Source organism: Kribbella sp. NPDC050124 (genome assembly GCF_044460355.1).
Classification (GTDB): Bacteria; Actinomycetota; Actinomycetes; order Propionibacteriales; family Kribbellaceae; genus Kribbella.
Genome location: NZ_JBITJU010000003.1, coordinates 450,720 through 471,032, shown reverse-complemented (window position 1 = coordinate 471,032; position 20,313 = coordinate 450,720). Strand labels below are relative to the sequence as shown.

18 protein-coding genes are annotated in these 20,313 nt (G+C 69.2%); 15 read left to right on the top strand and 3 right to left on the bottom strand.

Annotated elements, in window-relative coordinates:
• Positions 1 to 48 precede the first annotated feature (48 nt).
• Positions 49 to 1,017 carry an NmrA/HSCARG family protein gene (locus ACIBL3_RS12110; protein WP_396353315.1) on the bottom strand — a complete coding sequence of 323 codons (969 nt, stop codon included), beginning with the start codon at positions 1,015 to 1,017 and terminating at the stop codon, positions 49 to 51.
• 93 nt (positions 1,018 to 1,110) lie between these two features.
• Between ACIBL3_RS12110 and ACIBL3_RS12105 the strand changes: the two genes are divergently transcribed.
• A complete protein-coding gene (locus ACIBL3_RS12105) occupies positions 1,111 to 1,602 on the top strand; it encodes a MarR family winged helix-turn-helix transcriptional regulator (protein WP_396353314.1) in 492 nt (163 codons plus the stop codon).
• On the opposite strand, the gene ACIBL3_RS12100 is transcribed toward ACIBL3_RS12105, so the two are convergent.
• Complete coding sequence (locus ACIBL3_RS12100) at positions 1,586 to 1,981, bottom strand: hypothetical protein (protein ID WP_396353313.1); 396 nt, start codon at positions 1,979 to 1,981, stop codon at positions 1,586 to 1,588. The two genes, ACIBL3_RS12105 and ACIBL3_RS12100, sit on opposite strands and share 17 nt — an antisense overlap.
• A 24-nt stretch (positions 1,982 to 2,005) precedes the next feature.
• Between ACIBL3_RS12100 and ACIBL3_RS12095 the strand changes: the two genes are divergently transcribed.
• The 6 genes from ACIBL3_RS12095 (at position 2,006) to ACIBL3_RS12070 (ending at position 10,613) form a co-directional block, all read left to right on the top strand.
• Positions 2,006 to 2,914, top strand: coding sequence for an FAD:protein FMN transferase (locus ACIBL3_RS12095; protein ID WP_396353312.1), 909 nt, complete (start codon positions 2,006 to 2,008; stop codon positions 2,912 to 2,914).
• Positions 2,914 to 3,486 (top strand): hypothetical protein, encoded by a 573-nt coding sequence (locus ACIBL3_RS12090; RefSeq protein WP_396353311.1) that lies wholly within the window; start codon positions 2,914 to 2,916, stop codon positions 3,484 to 3,486. The genes ACIBL3_RS12095 and ACIBL3_RS12090 overlap by 1 nt, the downstream gene beginning before the upstream one ends.
• Positions 3,483 to 4,697, top strand: coding sequence for an NADH-ubiquinone oxidoreductase-F iron-sulfur binding region domain-containing protein (locus ACIBL3_RS12085; protein ID WP_396353310.1), 1,215 nt, complete (start codon positions 3,483 to 3,485; stop codon positions 4,695 to 4,697). The genes ACIBL3_RS12090 and ACIBL3_RS12085 overlap by 4 nt, the downstream gene beginning before the upstream one ends.
• Complete coding sequence (locus ACIBL3_RS12080) at positions 4,694 to 4,903, top strand: ferredoxin (protein ID WP_360530977.1); 210 nt, start codon at positions 4,694 to 4,696, stop codon at positions 4,901 to 4,903. The genes ACIBL3_RS12085 and ACIBL3_RS12080 overlap by 4 nt, the downstream gene beginning before the upstream one ends.
• Positions 4,904 to 5,030: 127 nt before the next feature.
• Entirely contained in the window at positions 5,031 to 9,902 is a 4,872-nt protein-coding gene (locus tag ACIBL3_RS12075; RefSeq protein WP_396353309.1) for an NAD-glutamate dehydrogenase, read from the top strand.
• Between the two features lie 36 nt (positions 9,903 to 9,938).
• On the top strand, positions 9,939 to 10,613 hold the full coding sequence (locus tag ACIBL3_RS12070; protein WP_396353308.1) for an IMP cyclohydrolase: 675 nt from the start codon (positions 9,939 to 9,941) through the stop codon (positions 10,611 to 10,613).
• On the opposite strand, the gene ACIBL3_RS12065 is transcribed toward ACIBL3_RS12070, so the two are convergent.
• Positions 10,602 to 11,342 carry a GntR family transcriptional regulator gene (locus ACIBL3_RS12065; RefSeq protein ID WP_396353307.1) on the bottom strand — a complete coding sequence of 247 codons (741 nt, stop codon included), beginning with the start codon at positions 11,340 to 11,342 and terminating at the stop codon, positions 10,602 to 10,604. The two genes, ACIBL3_RS12070 and ACIBL3_RS12065, sit on opposite strands and share 12 nt — an antisense overlap.
• 255 nt (positions 11,343 to 11,597) lie before the next feature.
• Here ACIBL3_RS12065 and ACIBL3_RS12060 point away from each other — a divergent pair, with 255 nt between their 5' ends.
• The 8 genes from ACIBL3_RS12060 (at position 11,598) to ACIBL3_RS12025 (ending at position 20,312) form a co-directional block, all read left to right on the top strand.
• On the top strand, positions 11,598 to 12,620 hold the full coding sequence (locus ACIBL3_RS12060; protein WP_396353306.1) for a Gfo/Idh/MocA family oxidoreductase: 1,023 nt from the start codon (positions 11,598 to 11,600) through the stop codon (positions 12,618 to 12,620).
• Positions 12,621 to 12,649: 29 nt separating this feature from the next.
• A complete protein-coding gene (locus ACIBL3_RS12055) occupies positions 12,650 to 13,534 on the top strand; it encodes a sugar phosphate isomerase/epimerase family protein (RefSeq protein ID WP_396353305.1) in 885 nt (294 codons plus the stop codon).
• The gene (iolC, locus tag ACIBL3_RS12050) at positions 13,531 to 14,511 is read left to right on the top strand and encodes a 5-dehydro-2-deoxygluconokinase (RefSeq protein ID WP_396353304.1); all 981 of its coding nucleotides are present in this window, start codon (positions 13,531 to 13,533) and stop codon (positions 14,509 to 14,511) included. Before ACIBL3_RS12055 ends, iolC begins: the two co-directional genes overlap by 4 nt.
• A complete protein-coding gene (locus ACIBL3_RS12045) occupies positions 14,508 to 15,470 on the top strand; it encodes a deoxyribose-phosphate aldolase (RefSeq protein WP_396353303.1) in 963 nt (320 codons plus the stop codon). The genes iolC and ACIBL3_RS12045 overlap by 4 nt, the downstream gene beginning before the upstream one ends.
• Positions 15,467 to 16,360, top strand: coding sequence for a 5-deoxy-glucuronate isomerase (iolB, locus tag ACIBL3_RS12040; protein WP_396353302.1), 894 nt, complete (start codon positions 15,467 to 15,469; stop codon positions 16,358 to 16,360). The genes ACIBL3_RS12045 and iolB overlap by 4 nt, the downstream gene beginning before the upstream one ends.
• A gap of 66 nt (positions 16,361 to 16,426) precedes the next feature.
• Positions 16,427 to 18,340 carry a 3D-(3,5/4)-trihydroxycyclohexane-1,2-dione acylhydrolase (decyclizing) gene (gene iolD / locus ACIBL3_RS12035; protein ID WP_396353301.1) on the top strand — a complete coding sequence of 638 codons (1,914 nt, stop codon included), beginning with the start codon at positions 16,427 to 16,429 and terminating at the stop codon, positions 18,338 to 18,340.
• A gap of 1 nt (position 18,341) precedes the next feature.
• Positions 18,342 to 19,238: a TIM barrel protein gene (locus ACIBL3_RS12030; protein ID WP_396353300.1), complete on the top strand. Its 897-nt coding sequence runs from the start codon at positions 18,342 to 18,344 to the stop codon at positions 19,236 to 19,238.
• Positions 19,239 to 19,316: 78 nt separating this feature from the next.
• Positions 19,317 to 20,312, top strand: coding sequence for a sugar ABC transporter substrate-binding protein (locus ACIBL3_RS12025; RefSeq protein ID WP_396353299.1), 996 nt, complete (start codon positions 19,317 to 19,319; stop codon positions 20,310 to 20,312).
• Position 20,313 lies beyond the last annotated feature (1 nt).

The window sequence follows — 20,313 nt, the reverse complement described above, 5'->3', positions numbered from 1 at the left end:
AGCCGCAGCCTGCGCCTGCACGATGCCCGTACCAGCCGACCGGCGTGGTCAGTCCTGCCTGGCTTTGAGCTGGTCCTTGTGCTTGCCGAGCCAGGTCGCGAACGACTGCAGTTCCGGGTTCAGCCGACGAACGTTGTCGAGGTTGCGGGTGCCGGTGAACTGTTCGTGGTTTTCGGCGTAGTACTGGAACATGTTGCTGAACTCGACGGCGTACGGGAAGCCGAGGTTGCGGTAGTCGGACCAGGGGAGGGGGCGGTAGGCAACCTTTTCGCCGAGGGCTTCGGTGAGGGCGGCGGCGTACTCGTCACCGGTCAGGTGGTCGCCGGCGATGCTGACGGTGGTGCCGATCAGGCCGGTGTCCTTGAACACGGCGAGGGCGGTCCGGCCGATGTCGTCGGCGGCGATGCCGGACAGCGGCTTGTCGGCCATCGGCATCGAGATGGTCAGCGTGCCGTCCTCGCCGCGGACCGGTTCCATCCCGCTGACGAAGGCGTCGAAGTAGAACGTTGTCCGGAGGAAGGTCATCGGTACGCCGTGCTTCGTGAACAGTTCGTCCGCCTCGGCCTTGGCGTCGAAGTGCGGGACGGTGTAGCGGCCGCCGTCCAGCCGCGGTACGTCGGCGCGGCCGTCGAAGAACGGGCGGGTGTCGTCGAGTGTCGACCAGATGACGTGCCGTACGCCGGCATCGCGAGCGGCCCGCGCAGCGGTCTCGGCCTGGAACAGCTCCATCTCCGCCGCCGTCCGCGCGGCCTCCTCCTCGGGGCTGCGCGGAGCCCAGTAGTTCGTCACGACGAAGGCGCCGTACGCACCGTCAAAGGCGGCACGGACGCTTGCCTCGTCGTCCAGGTCGGCGGCGACCACCTCGGCGCCCGCCGCGGCGAGCGCCTGCGCCTTGGCGGACTGCGGATCCCGCGTCAGGGCCCGTACGGCGAACTCGCCGTCCGCCAGGATCGCCCGGGCCAGCCCGCCGCCCTGGGATCCGGTGGCGCCGACGACTGCGATCAGTTTCTTGCTCATATCCACTCACTCCACGATTAGGTTGATGTGTCAACTCGCAGCCAGCTTAGCGCGCTTGGTTGATGTGTCAACCCGGGCAGGTAGGATGGGTGCGTGGGCAAGGGACCGTGGCTCGACGACGACGAGCAGACCGCGTGGCGCAGCTATCTGCTGATGAACAAGACGCTGACGACGCACCTGGAGCGTCACCTGCAGCGTGAGTTCGGCCTGTCCAGCTCCGACTTCGAGATCCTGGTCAACCTGTCCGAGTCGGAGTCCGGCCGGATGCGCGCCTTCGAGCTGGGCCGGGCGACGCAGTGGGAGAAGAGCCGGATGTCGCACCACCTGACCCGGATGGAGAAGCGCGGCCTGATCCGCCGCGAGGCCTGCGACTCCCGCTACCCCGAGATCGTGATCACCGAGGAGGGCATGGCCGCGATCCGGGCCTGTGCTCCCGTGCACGCCGCCCGGGTCCGCGAGTTCTTCGTCGACGTCCTCGGCCCGGACCGGATGGTGGCCCTCGGCGAGGCCTCGGACGAGATCCTCGAGACCATCGGCAAGCACTGCGACAGCGACTGCCCGCCGGAGGTCAGCGGCTCGAGCTGAGAAGTGTTCTCAGAGACCTTTCAGGATAACTTGATCGTCGCTTGACGTTCTCTTGGAGTGCGGCTGAGCAGCCTCCCGGGAGGCTTACGGCCATGGTCACCACAGATGCGTTCGAAGAGCCCCACTCCGCCCGCCGGCGCTGGTTGCGCCGGGCCTCCACGGCCGCGATCGCGACGGCGGTGCTCGGGATCGGCGGCACCGGATTGTCGGTCGCCGTCGTGTCCGCGCAGCACTCCAGCTCCGACAGCAACGGCACCACCACGGTGAGCTCCACCAGCTCCGACGACTCAGGGTCGAGCAGCGGCAGCTCGAGCTCGGACGACTCGGGTAGCAGCAGTTCGAGCAGCAGTGGTCTCGGGTCGGCGTCGTCGGGTTCCACCTCGCAGGGTGGGAGCAACGGGTCATGAGCGCGTCCCGGACCTGGACCGCGTGGAGCTGCAGGGTCCGGCTGACGGTCGACGACCCCGCCGTACTCGGTGCTGCCTGCGGTGAGCTGAAGGCGCTGATGGACCGGGTCGACAAGGCGGCCAGCCGGTTCCGGCCGGACTCGGAGCTGTCGATCGTGAACTCCCGCGCCGGAGCGATGGTGCCGGTCTCGCGGCTGCTGGTCGACCTGGTCGACGTCAGCCTGGTCGCCGCGTCCATGAGCGGCGGCGCGGTCGACCCGACGGTCGGCGCCGCGGTGATCGCCGCCGGGTACGACGCCGACATCGAGGCGGTACGGCGACGCTTCCCGCAGCCACCCGTGGACCCGAAGCCGATCCCCGGCTGGCAGCAGGTGCAGCTCAACCGGAAGCTCGCGCTGCTCGGCGTACCGAAGGACTCTGCACTCGACCTCGGCGCCATCGCCAAGGCGTGGACCGCGGACCGGGCTGCGCTCGTACTCAGCAAGCGCTACGGCTGTGCGGTGCTGGTCGAGATCGGCGGTGACCTGCGGGCAGCCGGTGAGCCGACCGAGCCATGGGTCATCACCGTCGCCGAGCGCGCTGGCGACCCCGGAGTCCTCGTCACCCTCGCCCACGGCGGCCTCACGACCTCGACCCGGACAGTACGGCGCTGGCAGACGCCGGAGGGCTTTGCGCACCACCTGATCGACCCGCGGACCGGCAAGCCCGCGGACGGTCCCTGGCGGACCGCATCGGTCTGGGCACCGACCGCCGTACGCGCGAACACCTTCAGTACGGCGCTTGTCGCAACAGGCGAGGCGGCCGTCGGACGGCTGACCTTGGCCGGCCACCCGGCTCGCTTGGTCGGCGACGACGGTGAGGTCACCGAGCTGGCGGGTTGGCCCCCGGTGAGTAGGGCGGCCTGATGACGCTGTGGTACCTGGCCCGCGCGGCAGGCGTCGTCGCGATGGTCATGTTCACGCTGGCGGCGTCGCTCGGCATCCTCACGTCCGGCAGCCGCAAGCCGGAGCGACGGTTCTGGCTGCAGTACGTGCACCGCTCGGCTGCAGCGACCGGTCTGCTCCTGCTCACGGCTCATGTGGTCGCCGTCATCGCCGACAGCTACGTCGCGATCAGCCCGACGGTCCTGCTGTGGCCGTTCGGTGCGGGCTACCGGCCCTTCGCCATGGCGGTCGGCACGCTCGCCCTTTACGGGCTGGTGCTCGCCGCCGTCGTTGGAGCCGCCCGCGGTCGGCTGGCGACCTCCGAAGCCTTCACCAAGCACTGGCGCACGATCCACGTCGCCGCGTCGGCAGGCTGGCTGCTGTCCATCGGGCACGCCCTGCTCGCCGGTACGGACCGCGGTACGCCGTGGATGCTCGCCACCACCATCGGCTGCCTGGCCGCAGTCGCCGCAGCCGGTGCCTACCGCGTTCGCAGCCAGGCCGCACGCGCCAGCACACCGCTCAACCTCGCACGAGCCGGGAGAACCCGATGACGATGTTGCTGGAGACCGCGGTCAGGGTGATCGGTGACCCCCGGCTGGTGGCAGGACTCGACCAGGGGCGGCTCGACCACCAGCGTCACCTCTGGATCCACGGCACCCAACCGGACCGCACCCGCGACGACTACATCCAGTTGGCCGAGGCAGTCGGGTTGCGGGGACGTGGTGGCGCCGCGTTCCCGGTCGCGCTCAAGCTGGCCGACCTGCCGACTAGGGGAGTCGAGGCTGTGGTCGTCAACGGATCCGAGAGTGAGCCAGTGAGCCGCAAGGACCGCTTGCTCCTGACCCTGGCCCCCCACCTGGTTCTGGACGGTGCCACTGGGCTGGCTCGCGCACTGGGGGCTCCGCACGTGCTGATCGCCGTCCATGACGGCGCTGCCGCCATGTCGATCCGCGAGGCGCTGATGGAGCGCAACGACGGCCTGGCGATCGAGGTGACGGACACGCCCGGCCGCTTCGTCGCCGGCGAGGCCCGTGCGGTGCTGAGTGCGCTCGAAGGTGGTCCCGCCGTACCGCCGGGGCGGAGAGTCTTGCCGACGCGGAAGGGGTATCACCGGCGTCCTACTTTCCTGTCGAACGTGGAGACGTTCGCGCAGCTCGCCGTACTGGCTCGGCTCGGGGCTAAGCGGTTCAGTAGCACCGGGCTGATCAGTGAGCCCGGGACTCAGCTGCTGACGATCGACGGGTCTGTGCAGCGACCAGGAGTGGTCGAGACGCCGACCGGCGTACCGCTGGAGGCCGTACTGCGGTTTGCCGGGGCTGAGGCCGGTCCTGTGCTGCTCGGTGGGTACCACGGTCGCTGGCTGCCGCACGGCGGCGGTGTAGTCCTCAAGCGGCCAGAGGTGCCCGCCGGCATCATCCTGGCGCTCGGCACGGACACTTGCCCGCTCGGTGAGGTGCACCGGGTCTCGCAGTGGCTCGCAAGCCAGTCGGCCGGGCAGTGCGGTCCGTGTGTGTTCGGACTCGCCTCATTGGTCGACGACTTCGATCGGCTGGTCAAGGGCGACCCGTCCGGGTGGCATGACGCTCAGCGGCATCTCGGTCTGGTTCCGAGGCGAGGCGCTTGCGCTCACCCTGATGGATCAGCGCGGTTCCTTGCGTCGGCGCTCGAGGTGTTCGGGGACGACGTACGGCTCCACCTCGCCAACGGCGGGTGCGGGCGACACGTCCAGGGTGTCCTGCCGGTACCAGGAGGTTCGTGGTGAACAAGGTAGAGATCGACTGGACCCGGTGCGACGGCCACGGCCTCTGCGCCACCCTGCTGCCGGACGACGTGGCACTCGACGAGTGGGGTTTCCCGGTGCTCCGTGGCCGCGAGATCACGGCCGGTGAGCTGCCGCATGCGCGCCGCGCAGTACTGGCCTGCCCGGCCCTGGCGCTGCGTCTTGATGCACCTGTTGAACGTGATTGATCAGCCTTTGGACAGGCCCGTCCCGACATCACACCAGTGACAAAGGTGGACTAGTCTCTGAGTAGCCGCACAACGTCGTGCGGCCGGTGCGAACAGCGCCGTTGTCACGCGTTGGAGACGGTGGGGAATGCAGAGCAAGCTGGACGTCCAGAAGGCGGAAGTGCTCGCCAAGGCGGTCGCCGCGGGAACCCAGGGGCACGACAAGTCGATCGATCCGTCCAGGCTGAAAACCTTCCTCGAGCGGTACTACCGCCACGTCGCCGCGGAGGACGTCGCCGAGCGGGAGCCGACCGACTGCCTGGGCGCCGCGAAGCACCACTACAAGTCCGCGATGTCGCGTCCGCAGGGTACGGCGAAGGTGCACGTCTTCACCCCGACGCCGGAGGACCACGGCTGGTCCGCGGACGGCCGCACGGTGGTGGAGATCGTCGTCGACGACATGCCGTTCCTGGTGGACAGTGCCTCGATGGTGATCAACGACCACAACCTCGAGTTGCAGCTGCTGGTGCACCCGCAGTTCGTGGTCCGGCGGGACATGGCCGGCACCCTGCAGGAGGTCCTGGACGACACCGCCACCTCGGACGAGCACGACCTGGTCCGCGAGAGCTGGATGCATCTCGAGATCGAGCGGATCCCCGATGTCGGCGAGCAGCGGGCGCTGGAGGAGGAGCTGCAGCGGGTGCTGCACGACGTCCGGGTCGCGGTCGAGGACTGGCCGAAGATGCACGAGAAGGCCGTCAGCATCGCCGAGGGCCTGGACCCGGACAAGCTGCCGGTCGGCGAGCACGAGGTGGAGGAGGCCCGGGAGCTGCTCGAGTGGCTCGCCGACGAGCACTTCACCTTTCTCGGCTACCGCGAGTACGACTTCACCATGGAGGGCACCCAGGGCATCCTCCGCGGCCGGGCCGGCTCCGGTCTGGGCATCCTGCGGGCCGACCCGAGGCCGAGCTCGGGCAAGCTCCCGCCGGAGGTGAGCGCGAAGGCGCAGGAGCGCAAGCTGCTCATCCTGACCAAGGCGAACTCACGGTCCACCGTGCACCGGTCGGCGTACCTGGACTACGTCGGCATCAAGCAGTTCGACGACAGCGGGGAGCCGGTTGCGGAGTGCCGGTTCATCGGTCTGCTCTCGTCGACGGCGTACACCGAGAGCGTCATGCAGGTGCCGGTGCTGCGGCGCAAGGCGCTGGAGCTGTTCCGGCTGACCGGCTTCGACCCGAACAGCCACAGCGGCAAGGGCTTGCTCGACGTGCTGGAGACCTACCCGCGCGACGAGTTGCTGCAGGCGCCGGTCGAGGACCTGCTGCCGATCGTGCAGTCCGTGCTGCACATGCAGGAGCGGCGCGCGGTCAAACTGTTCGTACGGCGTGATGTCTACAACCGGTACCTGTCCTGCCTGGTGTACCTGCCGCGTGACCGCTACACCACCGCGGTCCGGCTGAAGATGCAGCAGATCCTGAAGGACGCGATCGGCGCCGAGAGCGTCACCTACGCCGCCTACGTGACCGAGTCCGTGCTGGCCCGGGTGCACTTCGTCGTCCGGATGAAGCAGGGCGAGACAGTCGGTGAGTACGACGCCGATCTGCTCGAGCACATGGTGGTCGCGTCGACCCGTGCCTGGGTGGACGACTTCACCGCCGCGCTGCACGCCAAGGGCGGCGACGGTGCGGTCACCCAGCTGGCCCGCAAGTACGCCGATGCCTTCCCGGAGGCGTACAAGGAGGACTTCGACGCCCGGGTCGCGGTGAACGACGTCAACGTGCTGGAGAGCCTGCCGCCGGAGAACGGCCTGGCCATGTCGCTCTACACCCCGATCGACGAGGAGTGGGAGGGCGAGCGCCGGTTCAAGGTCTACCGGACCGGCCCGTCACTGTCGCTGTCGCAGGTGCTGCCGCACCTGACCCACATGGGTGTCGAGGTCATCGACGAGCGCCCGTACGAGATCCGGCCGAGGGGCAGCGGCGGCGCGACGGCGTACATCTACGACTTCGGGCTCAAGGTGCCGGCCGACACCGACGAGCGCGACGAGCTGCGCAAGCTGTTCTCCGACACCTTCCAGGCGGTCTGGCAGGGCCGGGCCGAGTCCGACAAGCTGAACGCGCTGGTGCTGCTCGGCAACCTCAGCTGGCGGCAGGTGTCGATCCTGCGGGCGTACCGGAAGTACATCCGGCAGGGTGGCACGCCGTTCAGCCAGAACTACATCGAGAACACCTTCCTCAACCACGTCGACGTGGCGCGCCTGCTGGTGCAGCTGTTCGAGACCAGCTTCGACCCAGCCCGCGGCGCCGCCGACGACCCGGACCGCGTCAACCACGCGGCCCAGCTGGAGAAGGAGATCCTGGCTGCGCTGGACACGGTGCAGAGCCTGGACGAGGACCGGATCCTGCGCTCGTACCTGACCGTGATGAAGGCGACGCTGCGGACGAACTTCTTCCAGCCGGCGATCGCCGACGGATCGCCGCGGCCGTACATCTCGCTGAAGCTGGAGCCGAAGGCGATCCCGGACCTGCCGCAGCCGCGGCCGGCGTACGAGATCTTCGTGTACTCGCCGCAGGTCGAAGGCGTGCACCTGCGCTTCGGCGCGGTCGCCCGCGGCGGTCTGCGCTGGTCGGACCGGCGCGAGGACTTCCGGACCGAGGTGCTCGGCCTGGTCAAGGCGCAGATGGTGAAGAACTCGGTGATCGTGCCGGTCGGCGCGAAGGGTGGGTTCTACGCCAAGCAGCTGCCGGACCCGTCGGTCGACCGGGACGCATGGCTGGCCGAGGGCATCGCGTCGTACAAGACCTTCATCTCCGGGCTGCTGGACATCACCGACAACATCGTGGCCGGCGAGATCGTCCCGCCGCGCGACGTGGTTCGGTACGACGGGGACGACGCCTATCTCGTGGTTGCGGCCGACAAGGGCACGGCGACGTTCTCGGACATCGCGAACGGGGTCGCCAAGCAGTACGGCTTCTGGCTCGGCGACGCGTTCGCCTCCGGCGGCTCGGTCGGGTACGACCACAAGGCGATGGGCATCACCGCGCGCGGCGCGTGGGAGTCGGTCAAGCGGCATTTCCGCGAGATGGGGGTCGACTGCCAGAACCAGGACTTCACCGTGGTCGGCGTCGGCGACATGTCCGGTGACGTGTTCGGCAACGGGATGCTGCTGTCGGAGCACATCCGGCTGGTCGCGGCGTTCGACCACCGGCACATCTTCCTGGACCCGTCGCCCGACTCGGCGAAGTCCTTCGCGGAACGGCGTCGGCTGTTCGAGCTGCCGCGATCGTCCTGGGCGGACTACGACGCCGCGCTGATCTCGCCCGGCGGTGGCGTGTTCCCGCGTACGGACAAGGCGATCCCGGTCTCGCCCGAGGCGCGCGCGGTGCTCGGGATCGAGGGGTCCGCGGCCACGCTGACCCCGGCCGAGCTGATGAACGCGATCCTGAAGGCGCCGGTCGACCTGTTCTGGAACGGCGGCATCGGCACGTACGTGAAGTCGTCGGCCGAGACGAACGCTGACGTCGGCGACAAGGCGAACGACGCGATCCGGATCAACGGCGCGCAGTTGCGCGCGCGGGCGGTCGGTGAGGGCGGCAACCTCGGCTTCACCCAGCTCGGCCGGATCGAGTACGCGACGACCGGCGGCCGGATCAACACCGACTTCATCGACAACGTGGCCGGGGTGGACACCTCCGACCACGAGGTGAACATCAAGATCCTGCTGGACACGGTGGTCGCCGACGGCGACCTGACCGAGAAGCAGCGCAACGACATCATCGCGTCGATGACCGACGAGGTGGCCGGCCTGGTGCTGAAGAGCAACTACCGGCAGAATGTCGCGCTGGCGAACGCGACCGCGCAGGCGCCGGCTCTGATGCACGTCCACCAGGACTGGGTACGGCGGCTGGAGAAGCAGCAACTGCTGGACCGTGAGCTGGAGTTCCTGCCGAGCGTGGCCGAGTTCAAGCGCCGCAAGGCCGAGGGGCGGGGCCTGTCGTCGCCGGAGCTGTCGGTGCTGATCGCCTACACCAAGATCGTGCTCGAGGCCGACCTGCTGAAGACGTCGCTGCCGGACGACCCGTTCCTGGCGCACAAGCTGGCCAGCTACTTCCCGAAGCCGATGCAGAAGCGGTTCGCCGACCAGATCCAGCACCACCAGCTGCGCCGCGAGATCATCACCACCCAGGTGGTGAACGAGTTCGTGAACACCTCGGGCGTGACGGCGTACCACCGGCTCTCGCTGGAGACCGGCGGCACGGTCGAGGACGTCGTCCGTGCGAACCTCGCCGCGTCCCGGATCTTCGCCCAGCCCGAGCTGCTGGCCCGCAACGCCGAGCTGGACAACGTCGTCGACGCCGGCACCCAGACCCACATGCGGCTGGAGACCCGGACGCTGGTCGAGCGGGCGACCCGCTGGCTGGTCAGCAACCGGCGCCCACCGGTCGACATCGAGGAGCTGATCGAGTTCTTCAGCCCGGGCATCACCAAGCTCACCACCGCGCTGCCCGACGTGCTGCGCGGCCGCGAGTTGGCGTTGTTCGAGCAGCGCCGCGAAGCCCTGGTGAGCAAGGGAGTTCCGGCCGATTTCGCGACCAGGATCGCCGTGCTGCCGCCGGCGTACGCAGGACTCGGCATCATCGAGACGGCCTCGCACGGCGACCTCGACCTGCTCGAGGTCGCGAAGGTGCACTTCGCGCTCGGCGAGCGGCTGCAACTCGGCCGCTTCCTGGAGCGGATCATCGGCCTGCCCCGCACCGACCGCTGGCAGACCATGGCCCGCGCCGCGCTCCGCGACGACCTGCACGCCGTCCACGCCGGGCTCACCGCCCAGGTCCTGAAGGCCACCGATGCGTCCGCCGAACCCGAGCAGCGCGTCATCGCCTGGCAGGACCAGAACGAGGCAGCCCTGTCCCGCGCCGCCACCATGCTCGAGGAGATCGTCGAAACCGAAGGCCCCGAGCTGGCCCACCTCTCCGTCGGCCTCCGCCTGGTCCGCACCCTGCTCGCCAACCAGGCCTGAGCGACCAACCCCGCGAGCCGTCGATAGGCTCGCGGGGTGAGGTCACTCGAGGATGCTGCTGGGGCGGTGGAGTATCCGGGCCGCGGGCTTGTGGTCGGGCGCGACGAGGACGGTCTGCCGTTCGTCGCGTACTGGCTGACCGGGCGGAGTCGGGCGTCGAAGCGGCGGCGGCTCGTGGTCGGCGACTGGGAGATCGTGGTCGAGGACGTCTCCGGCGGTCCGCGTGACGAGCTGCGGCACTACACCGCCGCCGTCCGGACGGCCGACTGGGTGGTGGTCGGCAACGGGACCCAGGTCAGCGACCTCGCCGCGGCCCGGCGATCGAGAACCGACCTGCAGTTGGCGCTCCGCGAGCACGCCTACGAACCGGATCCACCGATCCGTACGCCGCGGATCTTCGCGAGCGCGTCGACCGACGGGACCGGGGTCGTGGTCGGCTCCGCCCGCGCGGTTCCCGGTGCCGTGGACCTGGTCCAGCACCCGTCGCTGTACCTCGCGCAGTTGCCGTTGGCAACAGCTGTCACGGTGAAGACGTACGGCGGGAGCACGAGTGCCGTGGTCGCGGACGGTCTGCCGGAAATCGTGTCCTGCAAGGATTCCTGGCGCTCGGTCGCCGGCCTCTGGGACGTGCTCGATCCATCGATCCGGGTGGGGCTCTTCGTCGTACCGCTGAATGCGCCGAACTTCGAGCGGGCTGTCCTAGCGTTCTGACACGATCACGTCGACCGAGTACTGGTCGGCGCGGTAGCAGTGGTCGCCGAACTCGACCGGCGAGCCGTCGGCGGCGTACGCGGACCGGGTCATGGTGACCAGCGGCTCGGCCTTGGACATGTGCAGGGTACGGCGTTCCTCGGCGGTCGCGTTCCGGGCGCCGATCCGCTGCCGGGCGACCGTCGGGCGGATCCCGCGCGCCCGGAGTACGGCGTACAGGCCGGAGCTGGTGAGTTGGTCCAGGGTGAGGTCGTTCAGGGTCGGCGGCAACCAGTTGCGCATGATCGCGAGCGGGATGTCGTCGGCGTACCGGAGCCGGACGATCGCCACCAGCGGGGTCCCGGGCGGGAGCTCGAGGACGGCGGCGGCGCGGTCGTCCTGAGCTTCGCAGTCGAGCGAGAGCACCTCGGTCCGTGGCGTCCGGCCCTCGCGTTCGAGATCGTCGTACAGGCTGGTCAGCTCGGCCTTGCGGTGCACCATCTGGTTCGCGACCGTGGTGCCGATGCCGCGGCGGCGGACCAGCAGGCCCTGGTTGACCAGCTCGGAGATGGCCCGGCGCACGGTCGGCCGGGACAGGTTGAGCCGGTCGGACATGCCGATCTCGTTCTCGAACGGGTCGCCGGGGCGCAGCCGGCCCTCGGTGATGGCAGCGGTCAGCTGCTCGGCGAGCTGGTGGTACAGCGGCACCGGGCTCGACCGATCGAGCTGAATCGGCAAGGCGACGGTCATGGGGCCTCCCGGCCTGGACTGAGGAGCGCAGGGAGCGAAGCGACTGGAGTGACGAGGGAAGGCCGGGAGTTCCAGCCCCATGACCCGCCGCGCCGGAGGCGTGGCATCAATACCGTCATGAGCGGATGTTACAACGCGGAGGTATGTATGTCTCTACGTGAAAATGTGTTAACAAACTATTGACACCTCTGGCGCGGGCCGGAAAGCTGGCGGTCAACCAGCGCGCCGCCCGTCGGGATCCGGCGCGCTTGTGGGGTGGACGAGCCAGGTGTCGAGGAGAGGGCTGCGCGGATGCGGATCGGGTTGGTCGGAGTCGGGCGGATCGGGGCGTTCCACGCCGCGACCTTGAAGGGGTTGCCGGCGGTGGACCAGGTGGTGGTCGCGGATGCCGACCCGAGCCGGGCCGAACTGGTCGCCAAGGACCTCGGGCTGGAGTACGCGCCGGACGTCGACGCGCTGCTGGCCAGCCGGCTGGACGGGTTCGTGATCGCGGCCGCGACGTCGGCGCACGCGGACCTGATCGCGGCCGGGGTCGCGGCCCGGATCCCGACCTTCTGCGAGAAGCCGGTCGCGATCGACCTGGACGAGACCCTGCGCGTCGTCGAGCTGGTCGAGACGTCCGACGTACCGGTGCACATCGGCTTCCAGCGCCGCTTCGACGCCGGGTACCAGGCCGCCGCGGCCGCGGTCCGGGGCGGCGAGCTCGGGTTCGTGCACCACATCCGGGCGAACACCAACGACGCGTTCCCGCCGCCGGCGGAGTACATCCCGACCAGCGGCGGCTTCTTCCGGGACTGCACGGTGCACGACTTCGACATCCTCCGGTTCGTCACCGGCCGCGAGGTGGTCAGCGTGTTCGCCACCGGCGCGAACCGCGGCGAGTCCTTCTTCGGTGAGTACGGCGACGTCGACGCGGCGGCCGCGTTGCTCACGCTCGACGACAACACGTTCGTCTCGGTCAGCGGCACCCGGTACAACGCGGCCGGGCACGACGTCCGGATGGAGATCCTCGGCAGTCTCGGCTCGCTCGCGGTCGGCCTGGACGAGCACACCGCGCTGCGGTCGGCCGAGGCCGGGGTGACGTTCCCCGGCGGTGAGCCGCACGCCACCTTCATGGACCGGTTCCGCCCGGCGTACGTTGCCGAGCTCACCGCGTTCACCGAAGTCGCCGCCGGAACCCGCGAGGTCCCGTGCACGGTCCGGGACGCCTACCAGGCCTTCCGGATCGCCGACGCCTGCGAACTGTCCCGCCGCGAGCACCGCGTCGTCCAGCTGTGAAGCCTTCGACACCAGAGGAGATCGGCCCGATGACTGACCTTGCACTCCGGATCGCCGGCGCCCCGATCTCGTGGGGTGTCTGCGAAGTTCCCGGGTGGGGCTGGCAGTACGACCCGGAGACGGTGCTCGCCGAGATGCGCGACGTCGGCATCGCGGCGACCGAGTTCGGACCGGACGGCTTCCTGCCCGTCGACCCGGCGGAGAAGGCGAAGACACTGGCCGATGTCGGACTCCGCGCGGTTGGCGGGTTCGTGCCCGTCGTACTGCACGACCCGGCGCACGATCCGATGCCCGAGGTCGCCACGGCTCTCGAAGGCTTCGTCGCGGCCGGTGCGACCACGTTGGTCCTCGCCGCCGCGACCGGACAGGACGGGTACGACGGCCGCCCGGTGCTCGACGAGACCGGGTGGAACACGCTGCTCGGCAACCTCGACAAGCTGTCGGCGCTTGCAACCGAACGCGGCGTCCTGGCTACCATCCACCCGCACGTCGGCACCATGGTCGAGAACGCCGACGACGTCGAGCGCGTACTGCGTGGGTCCTCGATCGGACTCACCCTCGACACGGGTCACCTGCTGATCGGCGGTGTGGACCCGGTCGCGCTGACTGTGGAGCACACCGCGCGGATCAAGCACACGCACCTGAAGGACGTCGACGCAGCGTGGGCCGCGAAGGTCCAGACCGGCGAGGTCAGCTACACCGACGCCGTGCGCCAAGGGATGTACCGCCCGCTCGGTTCCGGTGACATCGACCTGACCACCATCGTCTCCACCTTGGAGAGCGCCGGTTATCGCGGCTGGTACGTCCTCGAGCAGGACACCATCCTCGGATCCCGGCCCGCCGACGAGGGCCCGCTCACCGACGTCCGCGCCAGCATTGCCCACCTCCACACCATCGCGGAGACCCTCTCATGAGCCAGGTAGCTGAGACCCAGGACGCCTCCGGGAAGCAGCCCGATGAGGTTCTGACCATCGGACGGATCGGTGTGGATCTGTATCCGTTGCAGGTCGGGACGCATCTGGAGGATGTCGAGAGCTTCGGGAAGTTCCTGGGCGGGAGCGCGACGAACGTGGCGGTGGCAGCCGCCCGGCACGGTCGTCGCTCGGCGGTGATCAGCCGGACCGGCAACGACCCGTTCGGCACGTTCATCCACCGCTCGCTGCGCGAGCTCGGCGTCGACGACCGGTACGTGAGTCCGGTCGACAACCTGCCGACGCCGATCACGTTCTGCGAGATCTTCCCGCCGGACAACTTCCCGCTGTACTTCTACCGGTTCCCCAAGGCCCCGGACCTCGAGATCTTCCCGTCCGAGCTCGACCTGACCGCGATCCGGGACGCCAGCATCTACTGGTCCACCGTCACCGGCCTGTCCGCCGAGCCCAGCCGCTCGGCGCACTTCGTCGCCTGGGAGGCGCGCGAACGCCGACCGCTGACCGTCCTCGACCTCGACTACCGGCCGATGTTCTGGGCCGACCCGAGTGAGGCGCACGACCAGGTCAGCCGCGCGCTGGAGTACTGCACGGTTGCCGTTGGCAACCGTGAGGAGTGTGAGGTGGCGGTCGGCGAGACCGACCCGGATAAGGCCGCCCAGGCGCTGCTCGACCGCGGCCTCGACCTGGCGATCGTCAAGCAGGGCCCGAAGGGAACCCTGGCCCGCACCCGCGACGAGCGCGTCGAGGTGCCGCCGTTCCCGGTCGAGGTGGTGAACGGCCTCGGCGCCGGCGACGGCTTCGGCGGTGCGCTTTGCCACGGACTGCTCGAGGGCTGGCCGCTGGAGAAGGTGATCCGGTTCGCCAACACGGCCGGAGCGATCGTCGCCTCCCGGCTGGAATGCTCGACCGCGATGCCGACCGAGACCGAGGTCCTGAGCCTGCTGGGTGACGAAGCATGAGCGACTCAGGCACGCAGCAGACCCTCGCACCGGCCGGCGCCGGCCAACCGGACGCCCGCGGTGTCGGTCGACCCGTACGGCGACTCGACCAGCTGACCGAACTACGCGTGCGACACCCGGAGCGGATCACCGAGGCCTGGCAGCAGCGTCGTCGCCGTGAGCTCGTCGGCGCGGACGGCCGTCTGCTGATCGTCGCTGCCGACCACCCCGCGCGAGGCGCGCTCGGTGTCCGCGGTGACCGGATGGCGATGGCCAGTCGGCCGGCGTTGATCGACCGGCTGATGACCGCGTTGCAGCGCCCGGGTGTCGACGGTGTGCTCGCGACGCCCGACGTACTCGAGGATCTCCTGTTGCTCGGGGCCCTCGAGGGCAAGGTCGTGATCGGCTCGATGAACCGCGGTGGTCTGCAGGGCGCCGCCTTCGAGCTGGACGACCGGTTCACGGCGTATCGCTCGGCCGACGAGATCGCCGCCCGCCGGCTGGACGGCGGCAAGATGCTGACCCGTATCGACCTGGCAGACCCGGGCACGGTCGCCACTCTGGAGAGCAGCGCGGCCGCGGTCACCGGGCTGGCCGAGCACAAGCTGATGGCGATGGTCGAGCCGTTCTGGTCGACGCGCACCGACGGGCGGGTGACGAACCTGCTCGATCCGGACTCGGTGATCAAGTCGATCCACATCGCGTCCGGTCTCGGCGCCACCAGCGCGTACACCTGGCTCAAGCTGCCGGTCGTCGACGATCTGGCGCGGGTGATGGACGCGACGACGTTGCCGACGCTGCTGCTCGGTGGCGATCCCACCACTTCTCCCGAAGAGACGTATGCATCGTGGGGCAAGGCACTCAGCCTTCCTTCCGTTCGTGGTCTGGTCGTCGGACGGGCCCTGCTCTTCCCGCCCGACGGTGACGTCGCCGCCGCCGTCGACCAAGCCGCCGCCCTCGTCCACGGAGGTGCCGCATGACCGACTGGTTCCGGCCCGCTGGTACGACGGCACGCGACGGCTTCGAGGTGGTCGTGCGACCCGGCGAACAGGACTGGCATCACACCGGCCTGTCGATCCGCACGCTGCTCCCGGGCCAGTCGGTCCAGCTCGACACCGGAGACTGCGAGTACCTGGTCCTTCCGTTGAGCGGATCGGCCGAGGTGATCGTGGACGGCGAGACCGTCCCGCTCGGCGGCCGCGCCGACGTCTTCGCCGGTCCGACCGACCTCGCCTACGTTCCCCGCGGTACGACGATGGCCGTCGTCAGCGCCGGTGGTGCGCGCATCGCGTTCCCGCACGCCAGGGCGGCCAACGACTACCCGTTCCGGCGGATCGGTGTCGAGCAGGTCGAGACCGAGCTACGCGGCGCGGGTGTCGCGTCCCGCCAGGTGCGGAACTTCGGTACGCCGGCTGTCCTCGACGCCGACTCGATCATCGCCTGCGAGGTGCTCACGCCGGCCGGCAACTGGTCGTCGTACCCGCCGCACAAGCACGACGAGCACAAGCCGGGCGAGGAGAGCGAGCTCGAGGAGATCTACTACTTCGAGTTGCAGCTGTCCGAGGACGCACCGGAAGGGGCCAAGGGCAACGACCCGATCGGGTACCAGCGGGTGTACGGCACCGAGGACCGCCCGATCGACGTCCTCGCGGAAGTCCGCAGCGGCGATCTGGTGCTCGTGCCTCATGGATGGCATGGTCCTGCGATGGCGCCTCCTGGTTATGACATGTACTACCTGAACGTGATGGCCGGTCCGGGGACCGAGCGCGCCTGGCTGATCAGCGACGACCCCCGCCACGGCTGGGTCCGCGACCTGTGGACCACCCAGCGCATAGACCCCCGCCTTCCCTTCGGGACCAGCCATGAGTGAAGCAGTGGGTAGTGGAGCAGTTGCGGGCACGAACTTCTTGTTGATGGTGTGTGGAGGAGGACGGCGATGACGGTACGTCTCACGGTCGCGCAGGCGTTGGTGCGATTCCTGAGCGTCCAGTACTCGGAGCGCGACGGCCGGCGGCAGCGGCTGTTCGCCGGGTGCCTGGGCATCTTCGGGCACGGCAACGTGGCCGGCGTCGGGCAGGCGCTGCTGCAGGCCGAGCTCGAGGACCCGACGGCGCTGCCGTACATCCTGGCCCGCAACGAGCAGGCCATGGTGCACACCGCGTCCGCGTTCGCCCGCACCCGCGACCGGCTCCAGACCTACGCCTGCACGGCAAGCATCGGCCCGGGCTCGACCAACATGGTGACCGGCGCGGCCCTGGCGACGATCAACCGCCTTCCTGTTCTGCTTCTCCCTTCGGACGTGTTCGCAACCCGGGTGGCGACGCCCGTGCTGCAGGAGCTGGAGAGCTTCGGCGCCGGCGACGTCTCCGTCAACGACGCGTTCCGCCCGGTGTCGAAGTACTTCGACCGCGTCTGGCGTCCCGAGCAGCTGCCCTCGGCGCTGCTCAACGCCATGCGCGTGTTGACCGACCCGGTCGAGACCGGCGCCGTGACCCTGGCCTTGCCGCAGGACGTCCAGGCCGAGGCCTACGACTGGCCCGAGGAGCTCTTCGTCGAGCGCACCTGGTACGTCGCCCGGCCGTTGCCGGAAGCATCAATTGTCGACAAGGCGGTAGATCTCCTAAGGTCCGCGCAGCGGCCGCTGATCGTGGCCGGCGGCGGGGTGCACTACTCCGGCGCCGAGGAGGCGCTCCGCGAGTTCGCCGAGGCGACCGGGATCCCGGTCGCGGAATCCCAGGCAGGCAAGGGATCGCTGCGCTACGACCACCCGCAGTCGGTCGGCGCCGTCGGCTCGACCGGGACCACGGCGGCCAACGCGCTGGCTCGCGACGCCGACGTCGTGATCGGCGTCGGCACCCGGTACAGCGACTTCACGACGGCCTCGCGGACCGCCTTCCAGAACCCGGACGTGCGGTTCGTGAACATCAACGTGGCGCGTTTCGACGGTGGCAAGCATGCCGGCCTTCCTCTCGTCGCGGATGCCCGGGAAGCCCTTGTTTCCTTGAGGTCCGCGCTCGGTGACTGGTCTGTGAGTGACCAGTACAGATCGTTGACCAGCACGCTCGCAACCCAGTGGGACGCGATTGTGGAAAACACCTACAACCCGCCCGCCGAGGTGACCGCGAAACTCGCCGAAGGCCTGCTGACACAGGGCGAAGTGCTCGGAGCCGTGAACGAATTGTCGGCGCCGTCTGATGTGGTGGTGTGTGCAGCCGGTTCGATGCCGGGTGACCTCCACAAACTGTGGCGAACGCGCGATCCGAAGGGATACCACGTCGAGTATGGCTACTCCTGCATGGGATACGAGATCGCCGGCGGGATCGGCGTCCGCCTCGGCGCGCCCGACCGGGACGTGTTCGTCATGGTCGGCGACGGGTCGTACCTGATGATGTCCACCGAGCTCGTCACCGCGGTCCAGGAGAACATCAAGGTCGTCGTCGTACTGGTCCAGAACCATGGTTTCGCGTCGATCGGCGCGTTGTCGGAGTCGCTGGGTTCCCAGCGGTTCGGGACGGCGTACCGGCGCCGCAGCGGGGACGGACGCCTCGACGGCGACTACCTGCCGGTCGACCTGGCCGCGAACGTTCGCAGCCTCGGCGTCGACGTGATCGAGGTGCACGACCGCGCCGAGCTCGAGAAGGCGATCGGTACGGCGAAGGCCGCGGACGGCCCGATCGCGATCCACGTCAGCACGGATCCGCTGATCGGTGCTCCGGACAGCGAGTCCTGGTGGGACGTGCCGGTGAGCCAGGTGTCCGCTCTCGACTCCACGCAGGCCGCGTCGGCGTCGTACGAGGAGTCCAAGAAGGGCCAGCGTCCGTACCTGGCTCCCACCGAGGGAGATCGTTGACATGGGCCAGGTGAACGTCGGCAGCGCCCCGGACTCGTGGGGTGTTTGGTTCGCGGACGACCCGCAGCAGACGCCGTGGGAGAGGTTCCTCGACGAGGTCGCCGCGGCCGGTTACACCCGGATCGAGCTGGGTCCGTACGGCTACCTGCCGACCGACCCGTCCCGGCTGAAGGAGGAGCTCGACAAGCGCGGCCTGACGATGACCGCCGGTACGACGTTCGAGCACCTGCACCGGCCGGATTCGTGGGAGTCGACCTGGCGCGACGTGGCCAAGACCGCCGAGCTGACCGCGGCGATGGGGGCCAAGCACCTGGTCGTCATCCCGTCGATGTGGCGGGACGGCGTCACCGGCGAGACCACCGAGCCCCGGCTCGACCGCGAAGGCCAGGCAGCGCATGGCCGGCAGGTCACCGAGCTCGGTCGCCGGCTCGCCGAGGAGTACGGGCTGAAGACGCAGTACCACCCGCACGCGGACGGGCATGTGGACAGCCACGACACCGTCGAGGCCTTTCTCGAGGACACCGACGGCGCGTACGTGAACCTGTGCCTGGACACCGGCCACATCAGCTACTGCGGCGGCGACAACCTGAAGCTGATCCAGGACCACCCGGACCGGATCGGCTACGTGCACCTCAAGCAGGTCGATCCCGCGATCCTGGCAGCCGTGGAGGCCGACGGGGTCGGCTTCGGCGAGGCGGTCAAGCGCGGCGTGATGTGCGAGCCGCCCAACGGCATCCCCGAGTTCCCGCCACTGCTGGACGCACTGGCCGGTCTCGAGGTGGACCTGTTCGCGATCGTCGAACAGGACATGTACCCCTGCCCACCCGACGTACCGCTGCCGATCGCGGAGCGAACGTTGGCCTATCTGAGATCCCACGGGGGTGGCGTATCGATTTGACGGCCAGCAGAGTTGAGGACTCGCTGGTCCCAAGCAACACCGCGGAAGCTCCGCGGATCGTCTGAAAGGTTGTAAGTCATGGTTCGGTGGCAGAAGAAGGCGGCGGCCGTGGGGGCTGCGCTCGTGCTGGTCGCGGCGCTGGGCGCTTGCAGTTCGTCCGGCGGCAAGCAGGAAGAGGAGAGCTCTGGTGGCTCCGGCGGCGCCGTGGCCGACACCCCGCGGATGAAGGTCGCGTTCATCACGCACGCGGCGCCTGGTGACACCTTCTGGGACCTGGTCCGCAGAGGTGCCGAGGCCGCGGCGAAGAAGGACAACGTCGAACTGCAGTACTCCGCCGCGCCCGAGGGGGCCGACCAGGCCAACTTGGTGCAGACCGCGATCGACTCGAAGGTCGACGGTATCGCGGTGACATTGGCGAAGGCCGACGCGATGCAGGCCAACGTGAAGAAGGCCTCGGACGGCGGCATCCCGGTGGTAGCGCTGAACGGTGGTATCGACGCCTGGAAGCAGACCGGAGCGCTCGGCTACTTCGGCCAGGACGAGCGGATCGCGGGCCAGGCGGCCGGCGAGAAGCTGACCCAACTGGGGGCGAAGAAGGCGGTCTGCGTGATCCAGGAGCAGGGACACGTCGGCCTGGAGGCCCGGTGCCAGGGCGTGAAGGACAAGTTCCCGAACTCCGAGAAGATCTACATCACCGGTACCGACATGCCGGGCAGCACCACGACCATGACGTCGAAGCTGCAGCAGGACAAGAGCATCGACTACGTCGTCACCCTCGGCGCGCCGTTCGCGCTGGCGGCGGTCCAGTCGGTCAAGGACGCCGGGTCGAGCGCCAAGGTCGGCACCTTCGACACCAACAAGGACCTGGTCGCCGCGATCAAGAGCGGCTCGGTGCAGTGGGCGGTCGACCAGCAGCCGTACCTGCAGGGCTACCTCGCCGTCGACAGCCTGTGGCTGTACAAGACCAACGGCAACACCATCGGCGGTGGGCAGGCCACGCTGACCGGCCCGGCGTTCATCGACAAGGACAACGTCGCCTCGGTGGAGAAGTTCGCCGCCGCCGGGACGCGCTGAG